Genomic DNA, 13,241 nt, shown 5'->3' with positions numbered 1-13,241 from the left:
AGAAGTCCGACAAAGAAGAAGCTATATCCCTAGAAGAGACATATTTGAAGCGACCCTCGACGCTGCGGTTTTGTCAATTTATTGAAAGTTTCCGGATGCGACTCAAGCGGCAGCACCGCAGGCCGGACCCCTAGGCAACTTTGCCACTATTTATTCAACGAAGAATTGTCTTAAATTCTGAACAAGCTGTCGGATTTGCCCCTGCGCATGTATTCGATTATGGGTGTCAGGTTGGAACCAGAACTTTGAAAAACAATCACAAAAACTAGTCGTAATGCCTCCCCACGTAAAGACTTAAATTCTTTGCTGCTGAAATCTTTAAACTGTTCAAAAAGGGAAAATACTAGTCAGAAATGAAGCTGTTATCCAAACGCCTTCAGACCGAGAAGCGAATATCCAATGATAGGATAAAATCCAATACTGATATTCACTTCATTACAATGGTAAAGATAACTTTTTCTGTGCAGCTAGGTAAAGTCTGACCTTGCTAGCTACTTTATTCAAGATATAAAGAAATGGATGGTACCAAAGATCCCTATATATTACTGGATCAGCTGTTCAAATGAAAGAATATAGGTTAATAAGAAATAAAAGAACCCGTTTTTACTTTAAACCCATGTATACCAGTCGGTTTTAAAGTTGTAGATAATCTTAATTTTGCTGACAGGTTAGTCGGGATCGATTTCGAAGTTAACCAATTTTTAATTACAGCTTAAGACTAAAATAGTGTTGTTACCGCATGGCCATATACTAGGATATTTCGATCGGTATTTATATAATTTTTTAATATTAAATCATTCTTTACTTTGAATAATTGAGGGATATGACTTAATTATGGTTAATCTATCGTTTATACACTAGTAAAAACACATAAATGGCAATAAAAACTATTGCAAGTGCTGTCTTGAACGCCATCTGTCCTTATTATACTATGTTTCCCCTTGACTTTCCTCTTAGTCACCTTTCACGAATAAGGAGAAACGCATGGGTACTCGATCCATTTTGTGGACGGGGCACTACGGCCTTTGCGGCTCGTCTCTTAAAGCTGAATTCCTTAAACATTGATGCGAATCCTGTTGCTATAGCCATCGCCAAAGCTAAACTAGCTTCCCCTAGACCAGTTTCAGTTGCACAACTTGCTCAGGAAATTTTATCCCAGTCCTTGAGAGCTGACATACCCCAAGGGTTATTCTGGGAGTTGGCGTACGATCGAAACGTCCTCATTGATTTAGTCAAACTCAGAACTGCCTTATTAGAAATCGACACTGACGAAGCGGCCGCTCTGCGGGGAATTATCCTTGGCGCGTTACATGGGCCTCAACCCAAAACAAAAGATAGCTACTTTTCGAATCAGATGCCTAGGACGTTTTCTTCGAAACCGGACTATTCCGTCCAATACTGGCAAAAACATGGCCTTTTACCACGGCCAATCAATACTTTGGCAATTATTAAAGAGCGTATTACTCGATATTACAATCCTAAAATACCCAAAACTATAGGGCTAGCCCAGCTTGGAGATGCCCGAACCTTTACCTCTTTTCACTATCAATTCGACGCCCTAGTAACCTCACCTCCTTATTTTGGAATGGGTACCTATGTTGAAGATCAATGGCTTCGTAACTGGTTTGTGGGTGGTCCTCCGCAGGTTTCCTACTACCATGGTGAGCAATTAGGTACTAGTGCTGGTGATCGATTCATCTACAATTTAGGGAAAGTATGGAGCAATGTAACCCCAATGATGCGACCTGGCAGTAAGGTGGTAATTCGAATGGGCACGATCGCCAGTAAAAAAGCGGACCCCGAAGAAATAATCAAAAAGTCGGTCCGACAATTCGATGTGAATTGGCGTCTGAAAAGTATATCTAGTGCAGGAGCTTCATCAGGGCGCCGTCGACAGGCCAACCATATGGGTAAAATAGCCTCCACAAATTCCGCTGAACAGGAATTAGATTTCGTATTCAAAGTTGAATAAATTCAGCATCGCTATTCTATGATTCCATCTATACAAGAGTTGAAAGTAGCCAAAAAGCAATTATCCATGTACTCGCGTACACGATGCGATAAGATGCTTTACCTGACCCTTCATAGTGATACTATACTCAAAAAGTATAACCTTCCCGTACCTCTAAAAGCCAGACCGGGTGTAGGTATTCTACAGCAAGCCGGCGTAGACTTTGAACAAGTAAAATATAATTTGTTGGCCGAATCCTTCCCAAATGCTTTACTGGGCAAAAAACAAGACAACGAATGGAGAAGTGAGAATTTAGGGCGTCTGTTTTCACAAGTTTCGATAACACCCTGTTTCCTGATTCAGGGGCAGTTTGCTCCACAAGAGTTTCGGCAACAAGCACTTTCCAACCTTGGGCTGGATGCAGCAACCATTGACGTTATCCCGCCAATGGCCGACTTGATCCCGGATATTTTAATAATCAGGGATAACCTTCCCAACGAGGAAGAGGTCCTGCCCAACGGTAGTAGACAGAAAATCTCCTCTGAGGACCCTAGGAAAGCTATTGTGGTTCTTGATGTCAAACATACCGCCGAGGCCAATCCCAGCTACTCAGCTGAAGTGACACTCTACGCGTTCATGCTGGTTAATTACTTACATCGTCTCGGCTTAGAAAAACAATATCTAGTTTCTGCTCAACCCGGACTGTGGACTCGGTCGACTGAGGGGGTCTCAAAGCTTATGGCCGAGGTTAAAAAAAGAACCGCTGACCCAAATCAACTTGTACAGGCGTTGACAGATGACTGTGACTCCGTACAGTTTAATTTTTTTATTCAGACTGTCCGCCGATTTTTCAAAGATGATCTTCCCCGTGTCCTAGCGCAAGGCCGTACCGATTGGACACATTTAGACTGGCATGTCGACGCTCGCTGTTCTGCCTGTGACTGGCTGGGCTACAGGCAATGGCTCGATCCGGAGGATGCCGAGAAAATCACCACCCATCCTGACCATTACTGTATACCACATGCCATCCGCACCGAACACCTCAGCCGACTCGTTGGCCTAACGCGTGGCGCACGAAAAACACTCGCTAACGTAGGGTACTCAACTGTCCAGGATGTGGCTAGTACCTCCGGCCATGAGCCTGTCTACCGCGACCACTCTTTGCTGCGTCGCGAACGTCGACATTTGCCTATCCGAGCAAGAAATCTAAACAGCAGTACTACCTCAGTTGACCCTGTCTCCCAATTAGCCACCCTAGCAAATAATACTCGGCTGCGTGTAAGTGCTACCGTTAATTTTGACGCCAGTGCTGGATTATTGACAGGACTGGGATTAGTAGCTAGTCTTTCATTTCCCTATCGCTCCGAAAACCAACCGTCGCCGCTTCGTCTAGCCACGAACGCTTTTATCGTGGATACCAAGACTAGCTCAAGCGAATGGGCTGCACTTGCGGCTTTTTTGTCTCAGTTAGCTGATTATATTGATCGGGCGGAACAGGTTTTCCACCGGGAGGGATTCGAGCCAAAGATCCAAGCACAAATAGCCTTCTGGGAACGACGGCAATATAAAGAGCTTTGCGGAGCCATCGGCCGTCACCTTCCGTCAGTTTTCAGTCTACTTGAACGCCGTGAACGTGCGTTAGCCTGGCTGTTTCCTCCTGACGAGCTTATGGCGCGTCCAGAAGATGTTAATAGTCCTATTATCGTCTTTATTGACGAAATCATTAGGCAGTATGTCTTTACACCAGTAACTCATACGCTGACACTGGCTAACACCGTCGAACACTATTATTTTGGTGATGCACCACCTAGGAAACTGGATTCATATTATTTAGAGACACTCACCAACGGTATTCCTAAGGAGCGTATCTATGAAATCTGGAGCGGGGCACCCACTATAAAGCGTGGTAGAACCAGTATTACCCGTACCAATGTTATCGTTGATTATGACAACGCTATAAAATGGCAATGTCGGGCGCTAGAGAGTGTTATCATTCGGTTGCACATCGACTTTAGAGGCCGATTAATTACCAATGCAAAAGAGGTAAACATGTCGCTACCGCAAGGAACCCGCTCAGTGGCTTTTGACAGCAAATTATGGTATTGGTGGGATCAACTCGAATACGCCATTGTTCACAACGAAGACATGGTCCGAATGGCTGAACCACCTGAGTCCCTCGAATCCAGTTTTGAAGCTATCCGTTTAACCACTTTAGTGCAAGTTTTGCCTAATGGGAATCGGGTTTATACCGTAAGTCCTGACTCCGCTGAAGTAAAGTTGCAGGATGGCGACAGTTATTTATCTGTGGGTCTCGAAACGGTACCCGCTTTTCCTTTGCTTCGTGCTATTCGATTTGGGAGACCTGAAGATTATAAAGGATTTTCTCCGCAAAGACTTTACTTACCGCTTTATTCGATATTGAAAGGTCGTATAGTGCATTTTGACCGCCACATGATGCAGGCCGAAATAGCCCTTACTTCAACTGACCCCGATTTGATTCCATTTTTAGAAGGACCCTGCGGCTTAAGTTTTGATCAAGGTATTTATTTAATGGACGGCGTATCTAACTTTAAACGGTACGAGACTACTCTGAAAATAATACAGCAGATTAGAAACCCATCAATAGCCCAGCCGGCGCCCGGATCACAAAGTGCCATGGGAGTCGTATCCCCCTCCAAGCCTGGAAGAGATCCTATTAGTCCGGCTGCTTGTGTACTTTGGGACGCAACTTCCTTACAGAATAATACATATCCACTCCATGATAAGCAACGTGCCGAAGTTATCAAATTAGTTGTCGATTCAGGATTAAATGATTCTCAACAGGAAGCCGTTCTACACGCCTTGCAGAATCGACTAACTGTTATCTGGGGGCCGCCGGGAACTGGCAAAACTAGTACGCTTTCTGTATTGGCGCATGCAGTTACTCAACAAGCTACTCAGACTGGTCAGGGGCTGAATATGCTAATCTGTGGCCCTACCTATAAAGCAATAGAAGAGGTGATTGGTCGTCTGCTGGTGTTACTTCAATTGGATGCTACCGTTAGTTGTGAAGTTTTTATCGCCTATTCTCGTTCAACAGACCCGAAGGCTTTTTCGTCAATAGTTCCCAATATAAAAGTCACCAGTTTTCAATTAATTAATTCCTCGCTCGACTGGGAAAATTGCTCTCAGAGTTTATCCAATGATCGAGCCATAACTATAGTTGCCACTACATGTCACCAATCCCACAAGTTTAATGAGTTAGCGGGTAATATCTTAGTATGCCCCCTGTTCGACTTTGTTATTCTCGACGAAAGTTCACAAGTTCCCGTAACCTTGGCTCTTGGTCCATTGGCAACCCTAAAGGAAGAGTTTCGATTAGTCATTGCTGGCGATCATTTGCAAATGCCACCCATTAGTGCCCTTGAACCGCCCGTTGGTGCTGAATACCTGGTTGGCAGCATTCAGTCCTATTTGATTGGCCGATTTAAAGGTTATGTAACTCAGAATAAATTATTAGTGAACTATCGATCGGCTGACGCCATCGTTCAGTTTGCTCGTCAAATTGGTTATCCTACCAACCTACGGGCTGACTTCCCTAATACTCGAATTCATCTGCTAAAGGAAGTACAGTCCTTGCAGAACCAGCTACCAGTCGACCTACCATGGTTCGATAGCCTTCCAGACCTCCTCGACCCACACAAAGTCGGCCTAACCATGCTACACAACGATGAGTTGGCTTCCCAGAGTAACCAATTCGAAGCCAAGATTGTAGCCACAATCGTTTACTGTCTACGGAATACAGCCAGCGATAAACTCAATGGGAGGGGAGTGTTAACTCATGTACCGCCGACAGTTGAATCATTCTGGAAAGAGTGTATTGGCATTGTTACTCCGCATCGCGCACAGAGGGCGCTTATCATCCGGGAGTTAAGCAAGTATTTTCCCGAGGAACTGAATGAGATCAATAGTGCTGTTGATACTGTGGAGAAATTCCAGGGTGGTCAGCGTCATACGATTCTCGTATCATTTGGAGTTGGAGATACCGATATCATTGTCGGTGAAGAGGAGTTCCTCATGCAGTTGGAGCGAACCAACGTTGCCATTTCTAGGGCCATGGCTAAATGCATCGTCATCATGCCTACCAATCTGGCAGCGCATGTGCCGGAACAGAAAAAAGCATTGGAAACGGCCCATGCCCTTAAAGGATTCCTCGATGAGTTTTGTAACCAATCAACTCCGATTACTTTTTCTGATGGGCAACAGTCTCGAACTGGGCAGCTAAAGTGGGCAGGGTAAAAGTCAATAACACTGCTTTAAAAATAATTTACAACTCTCAACACATATTAAGTCAAGATAAACAAAGCAAATAAATATGAATAGGGGAAGAAAGCCAACTGCAAAGCCCTATATTGATGTGCTAGAGGAGCACCCATGGAAGAGATTTCCACTTCAAACAAACAATGCTCGCTATTTAATTCTTGGAAGTTTCCCCCCAAACAAGTTTACTCATAAAAAACAGCTTCAGACGAGGGGTGACGTTCCCATTTTTTATGGGAGTAAGAGCAATAAATTTTGGAATCTATTTATTACAGCAAAAGGAATCGATTTTAAATGGCCAGATCAGTCTGAAGAAGTGCTAATCTGGTTTGAAAATAATCAATGGGCTGTTGCAGATATAGTATATAGAACTTACCGAAAAGAGGACAGTGCTATTGACACAGATTTAATTGTAAAAAGTTGGAATACTGAGATTATCGACGGAATTTTAAAGCATAACAAGATAAGTCGTATCTTTTTTACGAGTCGTTGGGTTGAAGAAAAATTTAATAAGTATGTAAAATCCTCTCTAAATTATTTTGATTCCAAAATACATCTAACTACGCTAATATCCCCCTCAGATAATGGACTCAGAAGAACAGAATGGTGTAAAGGATTACTTGAAAAAAATAAGGATGAACCATTGTCATTATATAGGCAGCGATATTATAGTCATTTTCTCAAAGATTTGTAGCTTGGACACCTATACGTAATCAAGTGAAAACGGAGCGGTTACAGTAGGCTCTAAAAGTGCAATCAATACCCTTTTTAATTTCATATATTATTTATTCTTCCAGTGTGTCTACAAGATCAACCGATTCTCCGTCTTCTGTTAACTCTATCTGTATTTGATGGTCAGTAGCCTGATTGATCAATAACTGATTTAGTAAATTAGAAATGCGTAAAATACGGGCGTTGAAGAATCGTTCATAGTCGTTGTCTGTGATACCATATTCATTTAAATCGCCAATTAAATGGGTAGCTAATGTCAAATCCATGGATGGGTTTTCATGCGAAAATTCGTTTATGTATTGCGAAGGGGATTTGGCTCGAATATCGTTTTTATTTAAATAATCATCCACAATGGTGATATTAGCAATGTGGTTTACTCGCCAATAATCAAAAGTGGGAAAATGCTTCTTCAAAAAGGCCTTCGGGAAAAAGTGGTGGTAATTTTTCGAAGATGACACGCTAAGCCAAGCGTTATCAACTCTAACGTTAAGATTAGTCTTAAAGGAACGAGGGTGTTGTCTTGCCAGCAGGCACAAAATAGCTTTGATATAACTGCGACTGGCGTTAAACCAGCCTTCTCGTGCTATAGATTCTGGCGATACGTCAACTGACCACTCGTAACGGGGTTGCTCACCGGCTAAAATCCTGTCAATTTTTTCAACGTCGCTGGCTAGTTTCGCTTCTACAGATGAAGAGTAACGGGTACCTAGCGAACAACGCCAGAAATAATCCTCTAATCGGTGAAGCATTTCACCCGATGGCCGGGTCGGATGCCTATCAAAGAAGTAGCTTAGTGGAACAAGCAAAGCATTATATGGTAGTAGTTGGGATACAAGTACCCCGTAGTCTCGTAGAAAATCAACAGCCAGTTTTATGCTCTGAACTGTACGAGTCCACGCTTCAGTAAATATATGTTTGTTAATATCTAAAATTTGTCTGCGAGTACAACCTTTCACTGTTAGCATCGCTACGGCTTGCAATACGGTTGCCGGAGCCAATGTGTCGTACTGTACCGAGCGCAGTTCATTAAGTAATTGTTCATATCGAACAGCCAAATCGAAACCAGAAGATTCTGAGTTTACTGGGTCAGGAGCTAGATATGTTTTGGCTACCATAATCTCAAACAGAGATAAAGCTCTTCCACCCACGTTAAGCCGTGTAAATACTTCGGTTGCAACCGAAATCGATGCCCCTCTAAGCGAGATAATATTAAATTGGTAACCTTGCAGCAATAATCGGTACTCATCAACTTTATCGTGGTATTTCTCAGGGATATCGTTCAAACGTCGCCTATAATTACTCGTCATCAAATCGGTAACCGTAATACAAGCTTCTAAATTACGGTTTGTCAGATCAGTTGTGACAATATCATCGTCAGAACTAGCTGCTAAGTCTACATAAATGTCTGCGAAATAGTCAATACGATTGCGGTCACGCTTGATTGAAACCCCCTTTATGGCCGCGAAAAAGGATGTGATCCGTTGCTGCCCATCCAAGACATAATTAACAAATTCATTTTGTTTCTGTGTTGGTAACTGAATATTGCCAATGTCCCGCACAGCTCGCAATTCTTCATCAGTGCGCCAAAAAATAAATGTACCGATGGGATAACCTTTTAGCATACTATCTAACAATTGCGCTGATTTAGCTATCTCCCAAACAAAGTTGCGCTGAAATTGAGGAATCTTTATTTGACCAGATTCAATTTCCTGAATCAGGGTTGCATAGTTTTTAGAAAGGTTGTCCAGGATAGCCATATGGCATTAGGTGGGGTTGGGAATGAATAAATAGGGTTATGCGTACTCTTTCGGAAAAAACGCGCTCCAGCCCGTTGTGTCCGTTGCCGATGAAATACGGAAGGGCGAATATTTCCATCGCCGGTTATCACCCACACCGACTGGCACAATGACACCCCCTACATAGGCTTTGCTGCGCTCCTGCCCTAAGGTTTCCAAATAGCCAATCAACGCATTATGCTTGGCGCAGAAATCTGGATCAGAACCGGGGGTTTTGGTATCGAAAAGGGCAATTGTGCCATTTTTAAGCTGGATTACAAAGTCAACGTAAAACAAGGATGCCGTACCGTCGGCTTTTTGATAAGGAACCGCAAAATCGGCTTTAGTCTTCTCTCCATTCTTATACCACCACTCCAAGTTCGGTTCCTGCTCCGCTAAAAAATCAGCAAAATCTATTTCAGGATTTGAAGCGGACTTGTACTGATAAAAGGGGTGCAGGACGTGGGACTCGCTGGTTTTAGCTTCATAAAGTTCGTTATACGCGCGCTCGACCGGCACATCCCAGGCATAGCGTTCGACCTGTTTGCTTTTGTTTTTAGCTTCCTGCTGCATCACTTCTTCGTAGCGGGCCAGCACCTGCTCAATTACATCGGCAAAGTGAGGACGGTTTTGCGGATAGAGTATGGTCTTAATCGCCTTGACCTCGCCTGAACCAGCCGAATAACCGACGTATTTTTCAAAGACAAACAGGAGAGCACCTTCCAGAACCGGCGTTGATTCGGCGGGGCCATACCCGCCCACATTCTGGTGGCAAAATTGCCGGAATAATACCCGTAATTCTTCCGACGTTTTGGCAAAACGTTCAGTGTGTTCGGCACGTGCAACCTCGATCTCGCCCGTTAGCACGACATCGGCAGGAACCGGAATCTCGATATTATCGACGTTGATTTCGACTAACACCTGCTGCATCCGGCGGAGGTTGTCGGCTTGCCAGTCATCCCCTTTAATGCTCCATTTCCAGTTATTCTCTACCACATCCTCCAGACAGCGCCTGAACTTAGCTCCCAGCCGGTTTCGGATTAACCGGCTTTCCATGTAGGCAGATGGCAGATTTATGTCGATGTAATCAGCCCGGCGGATGGCCCGGTTCTGGACAATATAGTCTACATCGTCGGCCACAACCTGGATAACATCGCGACTCAGGTCAGTATAGACGTAACCGACATTCAGCAGGTCAATGGGGTAGTGTTTTTGATGGGGCATTCGCAGGATTCGGCCCACGGTCTGAATCGTAAAGGCCTGCGCATTCAGCTTTCGGTAAATCAGGAGCACAGCCGCACGAGGACAATCCCAGCCTAGGGCAATTGCTTGTTTAAATAACAGAACCTCGACCAGATTGTCCGGGGCTTCGATACCTTCCAGGTTGACTTTATCCTTTCCATCAGATAACCAGACCGCTAGTTTCCCGTTGGCGGTTGTAATACCATGCTGAGTACCCAGCCAGTTTGTAACCTCATTCCTGATGATCAGATCGTCGCTGCTCATGGTGGCCGTATCATTCGGAAGCTGAATGAGAAGTAGAGGATTTACCGCAACTCCTAATTTCTGATAGGACGCCTTGAGTTCCTGCCGCCGGGCCAGCGCCTTTGTGAGTAGGTACTCGTCAAGCGAAACGCCAAACGTTACCTGTTCGACAGCATTCAGGTCTGGGTTGAGTAATACCTGCTTTTTGATCATTTCGGCTTTAATCACATCGGCCCGTTTGACAACCGTTCGGTTGTCGGAATCGAAAAAGGCAGTGGCCGAAACATCAATCTCGATTTTAGCCTGCAATACGTTCAATAACTCCTGCGCCCGCTTCCCCTTGTTAGCAAATAAGTGCGCTTCGTCCAGCACCACAATGAGTTCGGTGCCTTCGCCAATGGTGCGGTGTATATACTGCTGCAGGGTGCGGTCGTGTTCGTTGTCGCGGATGTACACATTCTTTTCCTTGTTGACCGACTGCCAGTTAAGGAACAGCACGTCGCCGGGTTGCAGAAACTGCTGAACATCGTCAAACTCAACGGGGCGCAGTGTCTGATCGATCTGAAAACCGGCCCGAAACCGCTCGAAGCTCTGCGTATGCAGCTGGTTGGGTGCCAGCCACACAAACGCGACCTGCGACCGAGGGTAACCCAGCGCCCGTTGCGGAAACTCCAGGGTGAGCCGACGCATGAAGTCGGCCATCATCAGTGTTTTGCCAGAGCCGGTGGGTGCTTTGAAAACCATTTTCTGCCGCCGGGAACCGGGGTTGAGCAGAATATCGAACGCGTTTTCCAACAGGCCCGAAACGGCCTTTTCCTGATAAGGTTTTAAGACAATCATGAGGGTAATGGCAGGGACGCGGTTATAGTTTCAGAATCGTTTTCTACGGGCTGAGGTTCGCCCTGAGGGGGCAACAACCGGCCGAAAGCCTGATAAATGGCTTCTGGCAGGGCGCAGAGTTCGATTCGGTCCAGCACATCCTCAAAATCGTCGGTGTAGGGATACGGGCCGGGGGCAAACACATAAACCTTCACCGGGTTCAAGTGCGGCAAATCCTGAATAATCGTCACCGCGTCCGCAATCGCGTCTTCATCGTAAACAATGACAACGTGCTGCGTGGCCAGGTCGTTGGTGAAAAGCCGTATCGAAGCCAGTTGGGAGGTTTCTACGAAGCAATTTTCCTTGATGCAAAGCAGTTCGGTGGCCAGCCTCATCAGGTCGCGTTTGTTGGTCTGAGTGCGCTCCCGGTCAACGTAAGCTGTCTGATAGTAGTGAAGGTGGTTATTGGTTAAGCCGGAAACGGCTACGCCTTTATTGCTGATATATCCCTCGATCACGCGCCGGTTTCGCTCAAAGCAAACTTCCTCGGCAATGTTGTTTTCGTTGTTGGTGACTAAGATGCACTGCCGGTTTCCGCCATCCTCGGCATTCAGGGCCATTACTGCGTGTAAGGTTGTGCCTGAACCGGCGAAGAAATCGAAAATGAGTGCGTTTTTTGGAGCACCGACCTGTATTATGCGCTGCATCAACTTCGTCGGTTTTGGAGTTACAAACAGATCTTCATTAGCTCCCGCTGACATTAATTGACTAAACTCTTGTTTAGAATTACGAGTACTACCTACTTCATTCCATGTCCATAATGTTTGTGGAATAACCCCATCACGTACTTCTGATAAAAACCGTTTTATTCCAGGCCTATTAGAACCATTGGGTCCAAACCAAATTCTATTGTCTTTATTCAACTCTGTAAATTTGTCAGCACTGATTCGCCAATAACTGCCAGCAGGTGGACCATCTATTATGCGGCCAGAGGGTGTTGTAATAGCATATTTGCCGAGTGAATAAAAATTTCTAGCGGCCATATCACTTAATAACCAAGGCCCCCGAGAATCATTATCAGGATTTTTATACCTAGCAATCATCTCAACATTTCTAGGCAATCTAATAGGTCGCCATTGGACCTTATTTTTAGCAAATATTATTATGTATTCGTGGTCGTCACTAAAATGTGTCGCAGTGTTTTTGGGGCTATCAATTTTCTGCCAAATCACATTCGCTACAAAATTCTCCTCCCCCAAAACCCTGTCACAAAGCAGCTTCAACTGCGCTTGCTCATTATCGTCAATTGAAATAAAGATAACGCCTTCTGGTTTGAGAAGATTACGGGCCAATTCGAGCCGTTTTTGCATAAAGGAGAGCCATTTGGAGTGGCGGTAGGAATCTTCGCGGTCCACGAAGCGGTCATTATACTTGAAATCCTTGTTGCCGGTGTTATAGGGTGGGTCAATGTAAATGACGTCTACTTTTCCGGCATGGGTATAATTCAACACCGTCAGGGCGTGAAGGTTATCGCCCTCAATTAGCAAGTGATGGGGCGGTTGGGGAACCTGATCAAACAATGGGTTGGTTTCCGAACCGATATAGTCGAAATTCAGGGCCGTTTGCCCTGTTAGGTCCTCCTTCTTGAGAGTGCCTTCGTTTTGCCGAGCCACAATGCGCCGACTGGTTACTTCTCGTAGAACGGGAAGTTTATTTCGGAGGTCTTCTTCAACCTGTTCTGGTTTCTCTTCCCAGACCAGTCCATATTTCTTTTTTTCATTGAGCAGAGACAATAGGTCTGAACGTTCGGCGTCGGTCAATCCAGGCAGTGTACGTATTTTCTGAGCCAGTTTTGTATTTGTCATAATAACGTTAAATGAATGGTTGAAAATACGAAATCAATATTAATAGGAAGGTCGTAGGTTGGAAAAAGGATAAATTCTGCTAAAAAAGATAAAATGTATAGTTTAATCATATAGAAAAGTATTATAACGTCCGTAGACTGCACTTATCGTTAGGCTACCATTCACAGATTGACCTAAAAAACCTTTTTCATCAAACTCTCATAAATACAGTATAGCTAAATAGGACCACCCCAGTTTTGACTCCAGTTTAAAAGGTGACCTTGGCCCTGAAAAGTGGACAGTGAAAAATAGAGGATTCGGACAATTGTCGTACCT

The 13,241-nt window shown here is 44.7% G+C and carries 6 protein-coding genes; 3 read left to right on the top strand and 3 right to left on the bottom strand.

Annotation, left to right across the window (positions count from 1 at the left end):
• The first annotated feature begins 874 nt into the window (after positions 1-874).
• From ACYVHX_RS26475 to ACYVHX_RS26465, 3 genes are all read left to right on the top strand, one after another.
• Entirely contained in the window at positions 875-1,972 is a 1,098-nt protein-coding gene (locus ACYVHX_RS26475) for a DNA methyltransferase (RefSeq protein WP_460674723.1), read from the top strand.
• An 18-nt stretch (positions 1,973-1,990) separates the two neighbouring features.
• Entirely contained in the window at positions 1,991-6,229 is a 4,239-nt protein-coding gene (locus tag ACYVHX_RS26470) for a DEAD/DEAH box helicase (protein ID WP_460674722.1), read from the top strand.
• 76 nt (positions 6,230-6,305) lie between these two features.
• Positions 6,306-6,944: a uracil-DNA glycosylase family protein gene (locus ACYVHX_RS26465; RefSeq protein WP_460674721.1), complete on the top strand. Its 639-nt coding sequence runs from the start codon at positions 6,306-6,308 to the stop codon at positions 6,942-6,944.
• Between the two features lie 91 nt (positions 6,945-7,035).
• Here ACYVHX_RS26465 and ACYVHX_RS26460 read toward each other — a convergent pair whose 3' ends face one another.
• The 3 genes from ACYVHX_RS26460 to ACYVHX_RS26450 are packed head-to-tail and all read right to left on the bottom strand — an operon-like array spanning position 7,036 to position 12,926.
• Complete coding sequence (locus tag ACYVHX_RS26460) at positions 7,036-8,739, bottom strand: GmrSD restriction endonuclease domain-containing protein (RefSeq protein ID WP_460674720.1); 1,704 nt, start codon at positions 8,737-8,739, stop codon at positions 7,036-7,038.
• Between the two features lie 36 nt (positions 8,740-8,775).
• Positions 8,776-11,082 (bottom strand): DEAD/DEAH box helicase, encoded by a 2,307-nt coding sequence (locus ACYVHX_RS26455; RefSeq protein ID WP_460674719.1) that lies wholly within the window; start codon positions 11,080-11,082, stop codon positions 8,776-8,778.
• Complete coding sequence (locus ACYVHX_RS26450) at positions 11,079-12,926, bottom strand: site-specific DNA-methyltransferase (RefSeq protein WP_460674718.1); 1,848 nt, start codon at positions 12,924-12,926, stop codon at positions 11,079-11,081. Before ACYVHX_RS26450 ends, ACYVHX_RS26455 begins: the two co-directional genes overlap by 4 nt.
• Positions 12,927-13,241 lie beyond the last annotated feature (315 nt).

The organism is Larkinella ripae, assembly GCF_054780775.1.
Note: the sequence above shows the minus strand (reverse complement) of the source record. Positions and strands in the feature narration are given on the sequence as shown.

Coding starts and splice junctions, on each gene's coding strand:
- ACYVHX_RS26475 (WP_460674723.1), top strand. CDS start 875: ATGGCAATAAAAACTATTGCAAGTGCTGTCTTGAACGCCATCTGTCCT.
- ACYVHX_RS26470 (WP_460674722.1), top strand. CDS start 1,991: ATGATTCCATCTATACAAGAGTTGAAAGTAGCCAAAAAGCAATTATCC.
- ACYVHX_RS26460 (WP_460674720.1), bottom strand. CDS start 8,739: ATGGCTATCCTGGACAACCTTTCTAAAAACTATGCAACCCTGATTCAG.
- ACYVHX_RS26455 (WP_460674719.1), bottom strand. CDS start 11,082: ATGATTGTCTTAAAACCTTATCAGGAAAAGGCCGTTTCGGGCCTGTTG.
- ACYVHX_RS26465 (WP_460674721.1), top strand. CDS start 6,306: ATGAATAGGGGAAGAAAGCCAACTGCAAAGCCCTATATTGATGTGCTA.
- ACYVHX_RS26450 (WP_460674718.1), bottom strand. CDS start 12,926: ATGACAAATACAAAACTGGCTCAGAAAATACGTACACTGCCTGGATTG.